Source organism: Rossellomorea sp. GAMAL-10_SWC (genome assembly GCF_049568075.1).
Taxonomy (GTDB): Bacteria; Bacillota; Bacilli; order Bacillales; family Bacillaceae_G; genus Gottfriedia.
Window position 1 is genome coordinate 3,093,605 of the sequence record NZ_CP144911.1, and the last position, 15,058, is coordinate 3,108,662.

Here is a 15,058-nt window from a genome sequence, read left to right on the forward strand (position 1 = left end):
AGTTACGAATCAGCTAAAAATTTTTATATCTGTTATTGTACACGATTTTTGTATTATTTTGAAATCGTGTTCATCCATTTTTCAACAAAAGCAACAGCCTCGTCTAATTTCGAAGGATCTTTACCGCCAGCTTGAGCCATATCAGGACGGCCTCCGCCTCCTCCGCCACAAATTGAAGCAGCTTCTTTTATTAGATTTCCTGCATGATACCCTTGCTCTACTAAATCTTTTGTAACCCCAGCAATTAAGTTTACTTTACCTTCATTAGCAGAACCAAGTAATACAACAACAGAACCAATTTTATTTTTAAGGTCATCAACCATTGTGCGAAGACTATTCATATCTGCTCCATTTACTTTAGCAGCAACGAATTTTACTCCATTTACTTCTTTCACGTTATTACTAATATTTCCTGCTTCAATATTGCTTAATTTTGAAGAAAGTGATTCATTCTCTTTTTGTACTTGTTTTAAATCTGATTGTAAAGTTTCAATACGAGCAACAACGTCTTTCGTATTTGATTTTAATAGGCTAGCTGCCTCTTTTAGTTGACCAATTTGTTCTTGCATATATTCGTAAGCTGATTTGCCAGTTACTGCTTCAATACGGCGCGTACCAGCTCCAATACCTGACTCAGAAATTATTTTAAATGTACCGATTGATGCTGTGTTATCAACATGACATCCACCACATAGCTCAAGACTATAATCTCCAACTTGTACTACTCGTACTACATCACCATATTTTTCACCGAATAATGCCATTGCTCCCATTGCTTTTGCTTCAGCAATTGCTTTTTCAGAAATTTGAACTGGAATGCTTTCCCAAATTTTTTCATTCACAATTTTTTCAATTATTTCAAGTTCTTCAGACGTTACTTGACCGAAATGTGAGAAGTCAAAACGTAAGCGTTCTTGGTTTACTAATGAACCAGCTTGATTTACATGAGTTCCAAGTACATCCTTTAATGCTTGGTGTAATAAATGAGTAGCTGTGTGGTTCTTTACAATACTCGAACGGTTAGCTTTATTAATTGTTGATTCAACTTTAGCACCAACTGATAACGCACCTTCAACAACCTTCACTCGATGTAAATTTTGCCCGTTTGGAGCTTTTTGAACATCAAGAACTTCTACTTTTAAACCAGGAGCAGTTAACGTTCCACGGTCTGCAATTTGACCTCCACTTTCAGCGTAGAAAGGAGTTACATCAAGAATTAAATGAGCTTCTTCGCCATTTGCTACATCTTCAACTCGCTCTCCGTCTTGTACTAGAACAAGAACTGTAGATTCTATCGAACCTTTGCTATAACCGACAAAAGTTGAAGTTTCCTTGATTTCACGAAGTGCTTCACTTTGTACCTGCATTGAGTCAACATCTTGTCTTGCAGAACGAGCACGCTCACGTTGTTTTTCCATTTCAACTTCGAAACCGTCATGATCAACTGTTAATCCTTCTTCTTCTGCATATTCTTCTGTTAATTCAATCGGGAATCCATATGTGTCATAAAGACGGAAAACATCTTCACCTTTAATAACAGTATTTCCTTTTGCTTTTGCATCCTTCATTACATTTGTAAGAAGGGATAATCCTTCATGTAATGTTTCGTGGAAACGCTCTTCCTCATTTTTAATTACTTTTTGAATGAACGGTACCTTTTCTTTTACATTTGGATAGTAGCTTTCCATGATTTCAGCAACAACTGGAACAAGTTCAAACATAAATGGACGTTCAATACCTAGTTTTTTAGCAAAACGAACTGCACGACGGATTAATCGACGTAATACATATCCACGACCTTCATTTGAAGGAAGAGCGCCATCTGCAACAGCAAAAGATACTGTACGAATATGGTCAGCAATTACTTTAAAAGCAGTATCTTGATCTAATTGTCCATTTCGATATTTTTGACCAGAGATTGTTTCAACAACATTGATAATTGGCATAAATAAATCAGTGTCAAAGTTTGTGTCTACTTCTTGTAGTACACTTGCCATACGCTCTAAGCCCATTCCAGTATCAATGTTTTTGTTTGGTAATTCTGGATATTCTTTGCGGTCTAAACCATCTTTTGAATTAAATTGAGAGAATACAATATTCCAAATTTCTAAATATCGATCATTTTCTAAATCCTCTTTTAATAATTTAATTCCAATGTTTTCTGGATCATATTTTGTTCCACGATCATAGAAAATCTCTGTACATGGTCCACATGGTCCTTCACCAATTTCCCAGAAGTTACCTTCTAACAGTATAATATGCTCAGGATTTAATCCTAATTTAATCCATAAATCATACGTTTCTTTATCTTCAGGATAAACAGTAACGTATAATTTTTCTTTTTCAAAACCAAACCATTCAGATGAAGTTAAAAGCTCCCAACCCCATGTTACAGCTTCTTCACGGAAATAATCCCCGATTGAGAAATTACCTAACATTTCAAAAAATGTATGGTGACGAGCTGTTTTTCCAACATTCTCAATATCATTTGTTCGAATTGATTTTTGTGAATTTGTTATCCTTGGATTCTCTGGTATTACTCGACCATCAAAATATTTTTTTAATGTCGCTACACCACTATTAATCCATAATAAAGTTGGATCTTCTACTGGTACTAAAGATGCACTTGGCTCAATCGAATGACCTTTTTCTTTAAAGAAGTCTAAGTACATTTGGCGAATTTGAGCAGCAGTTAGCTTTTTCATTATATTAACCTCCATTTAGTAAATTTATAATGTTATAAAAACAAAAAAATCCCGTCCCTAAAACAGGGACGAGATGTACTCGCGATACCACCCTGATTATGAATAGAAAGCTTATTGCTTAGGCAAAATGCCTCGAAGTCTATTCATCACCTCAAGAGACCGTAACGTGGTCTGACGCGTCAGTGATTAGCTGCATTCAGGAGTAGCTTTTCTGTCACCCTTCATTAAAGTTTCTTTCAGCCTAGGAAACTTCTCTCTTTTGCATAAGCTTAAATGGTTTAGTGACATACTTGTTCCTTCAAAATTTTGCAAATATAAATTGTATGAAAAAATAGTATCATTGTCAAAAATGAAAGTCAAGTTGAGAGACGTTCTTTTCTATTACTGTAATAGCGAATAACAGAAATAATGACAACTAATAATGGAACCGCAATTAACAAACCAATAAAACCAGCTATTTCACCTGCAACTAATAATGAAAACATAATAATAACTGGATGTGTATGAATTGATTTTCCAATAATGAGCGGAGAAAGGACGTTCCCTTCAATCAATTGTAATACAATTAATGTAATACCTACTCTAATTAATAAACTGGTCCCCTCCGAAGCGGCTAGAAACAAGGTTGGTACAGCTCCAATAACCGGTCCGAAATATGGAATGATATCTGTTATTCCTATGATCACTCCTAATACTAGAGCATATTTCATTCGAACTATCCATAGAAATATTGTTGCTAATCCAAACAGCAAAAAACAAACTAATATTTGACCACGAATATATTTTCCAAATGTATTATTAAGCTCTTTTGCTAAACCTTTTGCTTCATATCGCCATTTGTAAGGGATAATTTTCCAAAACATATTCGATAAGACCTTATAGTCTTTTAAAAAGTAAAAAACGATAAACGGAATGATAAAGAGTGAAATAATATTATTTACTAATTGCTTCATCCATTCACCAGATTTATTCAATAATGATAATCCTGATCTTTCAGCGCCATTAATCATTAAATCAATACGATTATGAAGAAAAATTGGCATCCTCGAAGTTTTTCGATCGATTTTTGATAAGAAATTATCATATAATGCCATTACTTTAGGAAAAGCTCTTAAAATATCTTGCCACTGTTGTTTAAAAATAGGGAGTAATAAATAAAGTCCTAGTACACACCCTCCAAAAAATAATAAATAGATCAATAAAATCGCAATTACTCGTTTTATCCCTTTATTATGAATATATTCAATTGCAGGATGTAACAAATAGGCAATGATTAAACCAATTAAAAATGGAACCATCGATTTTAAAACACCAATTACAATATGTAAATAAACCGGTTTTAAATAATAAAAAACGATTCCAACTAATCCAATTAGCAAAATTAAACATAATCGGTATATCCATTTTAACTTTAAACCGTCCATAAAAAACCTCCATACTGGTAATAGTATGGAGAATTTCAATTAAATTATGTGACTTGTTAAAAATTTTGCGAAGTCTTCTCTCTTAACAACATTCAATACACATTTGGTTTTTGCTTCTTTTTCAACGATTGTTAGTTCATTTGGAAATTCCTTCTCTACACCAATTGTCATATAAGCTAATTTCTCTTGTGCACGCCTTGACCTAGTATTTGAATCTTTTGCTCCAGCAAAAACATAGTCCATCTTCAACTCGTTAAAAGCAATTTTTAAGATTTCAACTTTTGAAGCTTCATTATAACCTTGCCCCCAAAATGGAACTCCTATCCAAGTACCGATATGGCAAATTCCATCTCCTCGGTCAATATGCTTTAAACTAGTTATACCGACAACCTCATCTTGCTCATTCAAAATTATCCGATTAATTACCTTACCTGCTGATTCCTGCTGAACAATATTACTAATAAATCCAATTGTATCATCAATATGATCTACTTTTATTCCTAAAACATCTTTCACACCGGGATCTGATGACAACTTAAAAACCTGCTCTGCATACTTTACATCATTCTTAACAAGCCTAACTCCCACTCCCATATTTACCATCTCTTTTCCATGTTTTTATAAATGATAAAAGAAGATGTTCATTTTCTCAATGAAAACTTTTAAATAAATTTGGAATGTATAATTAGGATTCGATTTAATAAATTAAAAAACAAAGCACATGTCTTTTAAGAGACATTTCAGAGATTTTTATACAATAATGATTTTAAATGTGATATGTTGAGAGGTTTTATAAGATCAACAAACTCAAGTAATTGTTTAATCTTGAGAAGTTTAAAAAATATAATTGCTAATTTTTAGAAAAACAAATACTTAACCTACAAACTCATTAACAAAACAAGTTGTTATATTACTCAAAGTAAAGGATATTAAATTAGGTTTTTTAGTGTAGCCATTTTTTGATGAGTAAGTTGATTGGAACGGAGGGATGCTCGACTCCTATGGGATAAGCGGGAAGGCTGAGACCCCGCAGGCTTGCCGAGGAGGCGAAAGAATCTCGCCCCATGGAAAGCGAGCATCCTGAAGTGGAAATCAACATCATTTTACTCCTTTTACGAAAATTTGATAATTAAATTGATAGGTTGTATTTCAACAGCGTAACAGGTTCTTTTTAGACATGTGCTAACTACCGACTGCGCTTCGGGTTAAATATTAGTAAAAAATTGACTAACTCTTTTTCTGCAGTAAAAAAGCACATGCCTCATAGACATGTGCTAAAAAAAATTAAAGCATTTTTTTCAATGACTTTCTCATACGTTTCATATTCTTTGAAGTAAGCCATTTGTTATCGTACATTAACTTCATCGCAAGTGCACCTGCACCTAAACCTAAACCTAATAAAGAGCTTTTTCTAGCCATTAATTACCCACTCCTACATACTAAGTTTTCGATCCTCTTCGTCAAATAAATCATCCAACGAACTTAACGTACCATCTTCTTCAACTTGGTGGGTATAAATTATACCTTTATTAATTGTTAGTTCAATATAACATCCCCAACAATAATATTGATTTACACCTATTTTCCCTAAGTCTTTACTATGACAATTTGGACAAATCACAACGCTCGCTCCCTTAGCCAAAAAAGGCAATGTTTCTAAGCATTGTGACCAAATTTTCATAAAAATATACGTTAGTACAGGAATCGTCTTGCACTATATATTCTTAGTCATTTACATGAAATCATAAGGTGAAAGATTTGGTAATTCGTCTGAAAGCTGAAATGGTAAATCCTCGTTTAGTTGTACTTCTCCATTTTCAATCCCTTTTAGTTTCATACATAGAGTAGTCTGTCTTTGACCATCATCTGTTCTGCCTATGCCTTGAATAAATGCATCTTGTTCACCGCACATGATTAAGAACTTCTTACTTCTTGTCACTGCAGTGTAAATTAAATTTCTTCGAAGCATTCGATAATAACTTTTGACAATCGGAAGCACAATAATATCAAATTCACTACCTTGAGACTTATGAATTGAACAACAATAAGCAAGAGTTAATTGAGAAAAGTCTGGTCTAGTATACGTCACTTCATTACCATCAAATGAAACGATTATAATGTCTTGTTGTTCTACATTTTCTTTGGCGAAAAAAATGTTTACAATTTCACCCATATCTCCATTAAAAACATTATTTTCAGGAACATTTACGAGTTGGAGAACTTTATCACCTGTCCGAAAAGTTGTATCACCAAAATTCATTTCACGTTGCTTTTCTTTTTTGGGGTTAAACACTTCTTGAAGCCCTTCATTTAGAGCATCAATTCCTGCTGGGCCACGATACATCGGTGCTAATACTTGGATATCTCTTACAGGAAAACCTTTTTTATTGGCGTTTTCACACACTTTTTTGACGACTTCAACAACTTGTTGACTTGAACAACCGATAAATGAACGATCTTTTCTTTGTTCAAATAAATCCTCGGATATTGTTCCATCTTTTATATAATGTGCAAGCGTAATAATCGAAGAATCTTCTGATTGACGGTAAATATCTTTTAATCGTACTGTTGGAACTGTACCAGAGTTTAATAAATCCTTTAAGACTTGACCTGGGCCAACAGAAGGTAATTGATCCTCATCCCCTACAAAAATGACTTGGCATCCTTCTGGAATGCTTTTGAGTAATTGATTCCCTAACCAAACATCGACCATTGAAAACTCATCAATAATTAGTAACTTTCCATTTAAAGGATTTTCCTCATGATGGCTAAACTCCCCTTCTCTTGTCCAACCGAGTAAACGATGGATTGTTAATGCCGGTAATCCAGTTGCTTCACTCATTCTTTTTGCCGCTCTACCTGTAGGTGCAGCAAGCAAATAAGGGAATGGATCATCTTTCGGGTAAGAATGCTGATCTAATGATAAATCATGGATTGTTGAAAACAGATTAACAATTCCTTTAATAACTGTCGTTTTACCTGTCCCTGGTCCACCTGTAAGGACCATCATAGCTGACTCCATAGCCTTTTTGATTGCTTGTGCCTGTGAAGGGGCATATTTTACATTCATTTTTGATTCGAGGTCTTCTAGCTCTTTTGCAAATCTAGTTTCAGTCATTTCTCCTAAATCTGGAGCACCACTTAATAATTTTTGGATCGCATTTACAATGCCTTTCTCAGCGTAATAAAGCGCAGATAAATAGATTCTCTCATCTTCCATTACTAGCTTTCCGTCAGCTACCAATCGTTTCATTTCCCGAGAAATGTCGACTGCTTCGACAAGCTCTTTATCCTGTTTCATTAATAATTGTCTAGTTTCATCAATAAACTGATCTTGCGTTATATAAACATGTCCTTCTTGCATCGATAAATGTTCTAAAATATAAATACAACCCGCTCGTATCCGATCCGGATGATTTCCTGTAATACCGATAGCTCGACCAATTTCATCTGCTCTTCCAAACCCAATCCCATCCACATCTTCAATTAACTTAAATGGATTTGTTCTGATAACATCAAGAGTTGATTCATTATAAGTCTTATAAATTTTTATCGATAAACCCGTTCCAATACCGTAGCTACTTAAAAAGCTGATTACTTTTTCAAGACCTTGATGAGATAAAATTGTTTCATAAATTTCTTTAGCTTTAGATTTTGCCAGCCCGGGAACACCTTCTAGGCTATCTGCATTATCTAAAATTTTATTAATCGCACCTTCACCTAAATGATCAACGATTTTCTCGGCTGTTTTCTTTCCAATTCCTTTAAATAAATCAGATGATAAATATTGAATAACACCTTTTTTAGTAGATGGAAGCTCTTTTTCAAATGATGAAATTTGAAACTGTTTACCATACCTCGGATGGTCTTTTACAATCCCTTTAAATGTATATGTTTCATCTTCATTCATCCTTGGAATATTCCCAGTAATGGTCATTTCCTGTTCACAATTTGATAAATTTGTATCAACTACTTTTACCTTTGCAACAGTATAAAAATTTTCTGCATTATAAAAGATGATTGTTGTGATATGCCCTTTAATATATGGTGTCTCATCAACAAACAATTCCATTTCACTTTGGGTTTGCATTTCTCCACCTCCCCGAACTTACACAACTAAACTAGCTTCATTCTACTTCTTTATTTTCAATTACTTTTAAAGCATGCATAGCAAGCATATGATCATCTTGACTTTCAATCGCTTTATTAAAATGGTCTTTCGCAATTGTAACTTGATCATTAAACATCGCAATTATGCCTAGATTATAATGTGCATCCGCATGAAGTTCATCTAATTGTATAACTTTTTCTAAATTAATTTTTGCTTCATCTAGCATTTCTAATTTAGCTAAAGTAAGGCCATATTGGAATAATGCGTCAACATCTTGATCATCTAGCTCAATCGCTCGTTGAAAAAATGGAAGTGCAAAACGATCTTTGCCATTATTAACACAGCATAATCCAATCATAAAATGGACATCACGATCATTCATGCCAAGTTTCACACAATGTTGAAAATGTTTTTTAGCTAATTCAAACTTTCCATCTTCAAAATATACTGTTCCAACTGCATAATGCGCTGCAGCCAATTCCGGATCAATTTCTAAAGCCTTTTCAAAAAAACGACAAGCTCGTTCGACATCACCCATTGATAGTAAAAGCTGACCAAAGTTTACATATGCTAATGTATTAGTAGGATTTTCTTCAATTTCTTTCGTTAAAAAATTAGCTGCATCCTCTAAGTTTCCCTCTTGTAGGGCTGCTACTCCACGTTCAAAATTATTCATATATGACACCTCTATGTATTTTCTTTCAATTATTTTTGATAGACTCCATTTTCTGTACTAATCAGTTTAAGAAACTTAATATACCTATTTAACACTATCACACCATAGTATACATTTCAAAGGAACGTTTCTTCAAAATTTCTACGATAAATTATGTATTTCCATTCAAAAAAACAACCCCAACCATTATGATTGGGGTAAATAGATTTATCTTAAATAAGTTAATTCATTACCATCGATAAATGCACGATCAATTGTTCCACCACCTAGACAGTCTGTCCCGTCGTAAAATACAACGGCTTGTCCTGGAGTGATTGCACGAATTTTTTCGTGGCAAAGAATTCTTACTGAGTTATCATCTAAAATGTGAACTGTTACTTCATTATCTTCAGAACGATAACGGAATTTAGCAGTACATGTAAATGAACCTTCTTTCGGTTTATTTGATGTCCAACTAATATCAGAAGCAAGTACTTCATTACTATAAAGTAACTCATTATGGAAACCTTGTTCAACTAATAAAATATTATTTTTCAAGTCTTTTCCTACAACGAACCATGGGTCTCCATTTCCACCGATTCCAAGTCCATGACGTTGACCAATTGTATAATACATAAGCCCATCATGTTTACCTTTAACTTCCCCGTTCATCGTTCTCATTTCACCAGGTTGTGCAGGTAAATAATTACTTAGAAATTCTTTAAAGTTACGTTCACCTATGAAGCAAATTCCAGTACTGTCTTTTTTCTTAGCTGTCGCTAAATCTGCCTCTTCAGCAATTTTACGGATTTCTGGCTTTAAATAGCCTCCAAGTGGAAACATAACTTTCGATAGTTGTTCTTGACCAAGTTGATTTAGGAAATAAGTTTGGTCTTTATTGCTATCAATTCCTCGTAACATTTTATATTCATCGTCACGAAACTCAACTCCAGCATAATGACCTGTCGCTACATAATCTGCTCCAAGCTCCATTGCATGTTCAAGAAATGCTTTAAACTTAATTTCTTTATTACACATTACGTCTGGGTTTGGTGTTCTACCTTTTTTATATTCATCTAAGAAATAGGTAAACACTTTATCCCAATATTGCTTTTCAAAATTCACTGCATAATACGGAATTCCTATTTGATTACAAACTGCAATTACATCTTCATAATCTTCAGTTGCTGTACATACGCCAAATTCATCTGTGTCATCCCAGTTTTTCATAAAAATACCGATGACATCATATCCTTGTTGTTTCAATAAATATGCTGTTACAGATGAATCTACACCACCTGACATTCCTACTACTACGCGAGTCTCTTTTGGATCTTTTTTATTCATAAATTATATCCCCTCGCACTTAAAAAATTTATATTTTAACTAATCGTTTTACAATTGAAGATACACGTTCTCCAAGTATACGGATTTGTTCGTTTGTATTCCCATAACCAAAGCTGAATCGAACCGAAGAACGTATTTTAGGTGAATCTATTCCAAACATTTCAACTAAAACATGTGATGGATCTATACTACCAGCTGTACAAGCAGATCCGCTTGAAGCAGCTATACCTGATAAATCGAGGTTTACCAAAAATGATTCAATCGAAATATCTTCAAATGATAAGTTTAACACATGTGGTGCAAAAAACGACTCATTTCCATTCTTTTCAAAACGAATTCCATTTTCTTTTAGAACATTCATTAAAATTTCATGGAAATGCAAATAGCTTTCTATACGATCATCTCTTTCGATGTGAATTACTTCTACTGCTTTAGCTAATCCAACAATACCAGGAACATTTTCTGTACCCGCACGGCGTTTACGCTCTTGCTGTCCGCCATATTGTAATTGTGTAAAAATTGCATTTTCACTTACATAAAGAAAACCTACACCTTTTGGTCCATTAATCTTATGTGAGGAAATGGATAAAAAGTCGACACCAAGTTCTTCAACATTAATTGGAATTAAGCCGTAAGCTTGTACTGCATCTGTATGGAAATGAGCTTTATGGTTACTAAGAAGTTCACCAATTTCTTTAATTGGTTGAACTGTTCCGATTTCATTATTAACCATCATAATTGATACTAAAATTGTATCATCACGTAGTGCAGCCTTTACATCCTCTACATTCACACGACCTGTATAATCAACAGGTAAATACGTAACCTCAAAGCCTTCCTTTTCAAGAGCCTGGCATGTATGTAATATAGCATGATGCTCGATGCTAGAGGTAATAATGTGCTTACCATACTTTTGATTCGCATAAGCTGCGCCTAACACAGCAAGGTTATCACTTTCCGTTCCACCGCTTGTAAAAATAATTTCGTTAACTTTTGATCCTATACTATTAGCACAAACCATGCGTGCAGTATCAATCTTTTGGCGAGCTTGTCGGCCAAATGAATGAATACTAGATGGATTTCCAAAAGTCTCTTGCATTTCTACAACCATCTTTTCAATTACTTCTGGATGCATTGGAGAAGTCGCAGCATGATCTACATAAATACGTTCCATTTTTATTAAACCCTTTCTTTATGAAGCGTTCACCTATCTTTGAACGCACTAAAATTAAATATAAAACATATATCCATTTAAATCATCAGATTCTAATTTTGCTAAATCCTCAAGACTCGTATGGTCTAACACTTCATTAATCGCTTTTTGAACACGAGTCCATAACTCTCTTTGTGCAGGATTTTCATCTTCAAGATTTTCGATTGGAGATAGTGATCCTTCAAGTGCAGTTATTACTTCACCTGCAGAAATTTCATTCGGTTCCTTTGTTAAAATATACCCACCATATGCTCCACGAATACTCTTAACTAATCCTGCATTACGTAATAATGAAATAATTTGTTCTAAATAATGCTCAGAAAGATTTTGTGCTTTCGCAATACTCTTGAGTGAAATTGGTTTATCACAATATCTTTTAGCTAATTCAATCATAACTGTCAGTCCGTATCTTCCCTTAGTTGAAATCTTCATTAATTCACTCCGTTCAATAAACTGTATCTCTTATTTTTATCTGATTTATCCTATTTTTAAACTGTAGTAATACAATTATTGTACACTATTTATCCTATAAATTCACATGACATGAAAAAAATGCACTAAACCAATTGGAAAAGTGCAATATCCATCTATGTTAATAACTAGTCAGGTAAGTTTACTAACTTGAACTTCATCGCTTTATAAATTCTAAAATTTTTACTCCATCATTCTCGCTAATTATCTAGTAATCTCAAAACCGGGGACAAAGATTAATATTTCTCTAAATCTACAAAAAAGAAACACCCCTAATGTTATATAGTTTAACCATACGACATTAGGGGTTTTTTTCTATTTTAGTCTGTTTGCTTTCGTTTTTTGCTTGCTTAACTTTTCAATTTACCAGCACGTACGAATTGAGCAGCTGCCGCTTTTTCATCGAAATCTTCAACATTTTTTCTAGATTCTTTTATGTTGTTTAAAAAGCTAATGACTTGGAATTCGATACTTTTAATTTCGTATTCAGTATCAGCATTTAATAAATCCTCTAATAAATCTAAATAAATGGCTTTCTCTTCGGGTGTTAGCACTAGCCTCATTACATGCCTCCTTCATCTTTTGCCAAGTAAATTATTGAAAATACTACACAATTTGCTTAGAAATATTATGCAGTGAACTTACCCTTTCCCGTTCAGTGTTAAGTGCCCTGCTTAAAAGAAAGCTTTGAGATGAGAGACCAGCTAATATACAGTATCCGATTACCATTCGCATATCTTTTAACATGTTTTCTGGTATAAATAAAGAAACAAATAATGTCGCGGCTGTTGCTCCAAATAAAATATCTGCAAGAAAACCTAAATAAAAGCCTTTCTTTCGTCTCACCGGGAGCATAATCGTACCTTTGTTAAACAGGATGTGAAAAATAAATCCGGTCACTCCACCAATGACAACCGCCAGGACATAGAGTTTAACCATGTTCATCCTCCTTCTTATTTTTAGGTACAAAAAAAATTCCTACTTTCGTTTCGAGAATAAGTTAATCGAAATGATCGCTAGGATTGGACAAGTTCTATATAAAATATGAACAGCTTGTTCTTATTATTATAAAAGCTTAAAAATAAATTATCAAAACCATTTTGTAAAATTTATCCAATTATGACAAAAAATGAGGTAAAAGACCTGAATTTTTATTTAAACAAATACACTACAAGACTATTTAACTATTTCTCAATACCCTTATTATGATATATTGGAATTAAAAAGAAGCTAGAGGAGGTTTTCAGTTGGCTGTACAAAGAAAATTCAAGAGAATAGTAAAACAATTACACCACCAAGATCTATATCAGCGTGCAAAAGGCATAGACCAACTTAGAAAGTCTCTTCGATCAAGTGCTTCTATTGAATCATTAATTTATTTATTAGAAGAAGCGGGAAGCAATTTCCCGAAATCAATAGAAGATTGGGATGATGGAAGCTATCACTTAGTTGGATTTTGTTCAGAGTTTGCACTCCAAGAATTAATAACTCCAATCGAAAAGAATTTTGAAGCATATAGTGAACGAGCAAAACTTCAAGCCCTCTATTTATTAATAAGTCTGAACTCAGAGTTAGCTAGAGATGCTTATATACGAATCATAGAAAAAAATAGTAAACGGTACTCGCTTGATATCGATGTTCAATTCATTTTCGAAGAGACAAATTGGGCTCCAGAACTTGTAAAAAAACTATTACGTTTAATCGAAAATGAAGAAACTGCAGTTTCAATTTTTCATCTGATTCTATTGTGTAAAAGAAATTCAATCTCATTACCTTTTTCATCCGATGAGAAAAATTATATAATCGAACAAATTAAAGTTTTATATAAGCTTAAACGAGAATCATATTTAAATTATGATCAAGATTACAACTTAAAATATGTTTACCAAGCTTGGAAAGAATCTTACCTCATCGTTCGAACAGAAATGGGTATTTGCCTTCAATTAATGCAATATTATTTTGACAATCACATGCATGAATATTTAAATGCAGCACTTGAATATAAAGATCCTTACCTAAAAGTGGATGCTGTTCTATCACTGATGGAACATGGCGTACAAATTGAAAAAGAAATCCTTGATTATTGTGCTCATAATATTGAATCTGCGGTATGGTTTTATACAAAATTAAATGAATTTTCAAAGAAAGATATCTACACATTTACGGAAGTGCATCAACATAGTTTTGTAAAAAACAGACTGTTTCTTTATTTAATTGCTCATGAAGATTTTGGTGTGATTCCCGACGAGATCGAAATTATAAAGCGTTATGATACTTCAAACTATTATGAACAAGAAGTAACTTATTATTTAACTAAATTTCGTAGTCACCAAGAAAATTGGGAAGAAAATGATTGGATGGCTGCATATGTAGGGGCTTATATCTCTGACCAAATTCCTAGCCCACGATTTTACGATGAAACAATTACGGCATTTACAAAATGGGATAAATATACTGAGGATGAACATAAAGCCCAACTTGAATTATTAAATAAAGAAGAAAACGATAAATTAGGTAAAGAAGTCATTTTGGAATCAAAGCCAAGCTGGCATTTTGGTACTTATTTTCTAGGCTTTCTAACTGCTGTTAGAACCGGTACTGCTTTTGGAAATCACGATCCTTTTTATTTTTTATTACTTGCTTTACTATGGATTATTTTCTTATATAAAGTGTATGCAACAATTCAACTTCGAAAAGAATCAAAAGTAATTTTAACAAGTAGACAGCTAACCTTAAAAAAAGGTAATGAATTGAAGTCGATCGAGCTTCATAAGATAAACCGGATGACGATCGAACTCCGAAAATGGGGTAAAAACGAAGGTAAAATGGCAGCATATCAACGAAAAGTTAATTATATTGTTTTCTATGATAAAGATGACGAAGAGATTTTATCAATCCCTTCAACTTTTATTAAACCCGATTTACTTTTCCTCGAGATAAAATTATTAACTAGTCATTTAGTTGATTCTCCAACTATTGAAGTTTTTGAAAATGATGTTAGTGCTTAAAAGTCGAGACCCGAATCTCGACTTTTTTTATTCATGTTCCGTTCATATTAGGTTGTTATGATATTAATTAAATAATTTTATACTAAATTACATATTATCAAACTAAATATCGGGGGACAGGTTT

13 protein-coding genes are annotated in these 15,058 nt (G+C 33.3%); 1 reads left to right on the forward strand and 12 read right to left on the reverse strand.

All coding sequences use genetic code 11. From position 1 onward, the window contains the following. Window positions 1–53: 53 nt before the first annotated feature. The 12 genes from alaS to V5E38_RS15460 all read right to left on the reverse strand — a co-directional run bounded on the left by alaS (window position 54) and on the right by V5E38_RS15460 (window position 12,865). The gene (gene alaS / locus V5E38_RS15405; RefSeq protein ID WP_499210669.1) at window positions 54–2,705 is read right to left on the reverse strand and encodes an alanine--tRNA ligase; all 2,652 of its coding nucleotides are present in this window, start codon (window positions 2,703–2,705) and stop codon (window positions 54–56) included. Window positions 2,706–3,061: 356 nt separating this feature from the next. Then, a complete protein-coding gene (locus tag V5E38_RS15410; protein WP_097979023.1) occupies window positions 3,062–4,129 on the reverse strand; it encodes an AI-2E family transporter in 1,068 nt (355 codons plus the stop codon). Window positions 4,130–4,168: 39 nt separating this feature from the next. After that, complete coding sequence (locus V5E38_RS15415; RefSeq protein ID WP_499210670.1) at window positions 4,169–4,723, reverse strand: GNAT family N-acetyltransferase; 555 nt, start codon at window positions 4,721–4,723, stop codon at window positions 4,169–4,171. A 690-nt stretch (window positions 4,724–5,413) separates the two neighbouring features. Further along, window positions 5,414–5,548 (reverse strand): DUF3918 family protein, encoded by a 135-nt coding sequence (locus V5E38_RS15420; protein WP_082459514.1) that lies wholly within the window; start codon window positions 5,546–5,548, stop codon window positions 5,414–5,416. Between the two features lie 13 nt (window positions 5,549–5,561). Further along, window positions 5,562–5,771: a YrzR-like zinc ribbon domain gene (locus tag V5E38_RS15425; RefSeq protein ID WP_499213587.1), complete on the reverse strand. Its 210-nt coding sequence runs from the start codon at window positions 5,769–5,771 to the stop codon at window positions 5,562–5,564. A 90-nt stretch (window positions 5,772–5,861) separates the two neighbouring features. After that, a complete protein-coding gene (recD2, locus tag V5E38_RS15430) occupies window positions 5,862–8,219 on the reverse strand; it encodes an ATP-dependent RecD-like DNA helicase (RefSeq protein ID WP_499210671.1) in 2,358 nt (785 codons plus the stop codon). 37 nt (window positions 8,220–8,256) lie between these two features. Next, complete coding sequence (locus tag V5E38_RS15435; protein WP_499210672.1) at window positions 8,257–8,916, reverse strand: tetratricopeptide repeat protein; 660 nt, start codon at window positions 8,914–8,916, stop codon at window positions 8,257–8,259. A 207-nt stretch (window positions 8,917–9,123) separates the two neighbouring features. Then, window positions 9,124–10,242 (reverse strand): MnmA/TRMU family protein, encoded by a 1,119-nt coding sequence (mnmA, locus tag V5E38_RS15440; RefSeq protein ID WP_499210673.1) that lies wholly within the window; start codon window positions 10,240–10,242, stop codon window positions 9,124–9,126. A 28-nt stretch (window positions 10,243–10,270) separates the two neighbouring features. Beyond that, the gene (locus V5E38_RS15445; protein ID WP_499210674.1) at window positions 10,271–11,416 is read right to left on the reverse strand and encodes a cysteine desulfurase family protein; all 1,146 of its coding nucleotides are present in this window, start codon (window positions 11,414–11,416) and stop codon (window positions 10,271–10,273) included. Between the two features lie 54 nt (window positions 11,417–11,470). Next, window positions 11,471–11,887 (reverse strand): cysteine metabolism transcriptional regulator CymR, encoded by a 417-nt coding sequence (gene cymR, locus V5E38_RS15450; protein ID WP_056472685.1) that lies wholly within the window; start codon window positions 11,885–11,887, stop codon window positions 11,471–11,473. A gap of 389 nt (window positions 11,888–12,276) precedes the next feature. Then, complete coding sequence (locus V5E38_RS15455; RefSeq protein WP_056472680.1) at window positions 12,277–12,489, reverse strand: hypothetical protein; 213 nt, start codon at window positions 12,487–12,489, stop codon at window positions 12,277–12,279. A gap of 43 nt (window positions 12,490–12,532) precedes the next feature. Continuing rightward, the gene (locus tag V5E38_RS15460) at window positions 12,533–12,865 is read right to left on the reverse strand and encodes a DUF4257 domain-containing protein (RefSeq protein ID WP_056472677.1); all 333 of its coding nucleotides are present in this window, start codon (window positions 12,863–12,865) and stop codon (window positions 12,533–12,535) included. A 308-nt stretch (window positions 12,866–13,173) separates the two neighbouring features. On the opposite strand from V5E38_RS15460, the gene V5E38_RS15465 reads away from it, so the two are divergent. Further along, a complete protein-coding gene (locus V5E38_RS15465) occupies window positions 13,174–14,934 on the forward strand; it encodes a hypothetical protein (protein WP_499210675.1) in 1,761 nt (586 codons plus the stop codon). Window positions 14,935–15,058: the final 124 nt, after the last annotated feature.

What these genes read in the sequence shown, in the direction of transcription:
- alaS (WP_499210669.1), bottom strand. Translation starts at nt 2,705, where the DNA reads ATGAAAAAGCTAACTGCTGCTCAAATTCGCCAAATGTACTTAGACTTC.
- V5E38_RS15455 (WP_056472680.1), bottom strand. Translation starts at nt 12,489, where the DNA reads ATGAGGCTAGTGCTAACACCCGAAGAGAAAGCCATTTATTTAGATTTA.
- V5E38_RS15420 (WP_082459514.1), bottom strand. Translation starts at nt 5,548, where the DNA reads ATGGCTAGAAAAAGCTCTTTATTAGGTTTAGGTTTAGGTGCAGGTGCA.
- mnmA (WP_499210673.1), bottom strand. Translation starts at nt 10,242, where the DNA reads ATGAATAAAAAAGATCCAAAAGAGACTCGCGTAGTAGTAGGAATGTCA.
- cymR (WP_056472685.1), bottom strand. Translation starts at nt 11,887, where the DNA reads ATGAAGATTTCAACTAAGGGAAGATACGGACTGACAGTTATGATTGAA.
- V5E38_RS15445 (WP_499210674.1), bottom strand. Translation starts at nt 11,416, where the DNA reads ATGGAACGTATTTATGTAGATCATGCTGCGACTTCTCCAATGCATCCA.
- V5E38_RS15460 (WP_056472677.1), bottom strand. Translation starts at nt 12,865, where the DNA reads ATGGTTAAACTCTATGTCCTGGCGGTTGTCATTGGTGGAGTGACCGGA.
- recD2 (WP_499210671.1), bottom strand. Translation starts at nt 8,219, where the DNA reads ATGCAAACCCAAAGTGAAATGGAATTGTTTGTTGATGAGACACCATAT.
- V5E38_RS15435 (WP_499210672.1), bottom strand. Translation starts at nt 8,916, where the DNA reads ATGAATAATTTTGAACGTGGAGTAGCAGCCCTACAAGAGGGAAACTTA.
- V5E38_RS15410 (WP_097979023.1), bottom strand. Translation starts at nt 4,129, where the DNA reads ATGGACGGTTTAAAGTTAAAATGGATATACCGATTATGTTTAATTTTG.
- V5E38_RS15415 (WP_499210670.1), bottom strand. Translation starts at nt 4,723, where the DNA reads ATGGGAGTGGGAGTTAGGCTTGTTAAGAATGATGTAAAGTATGCAGAG.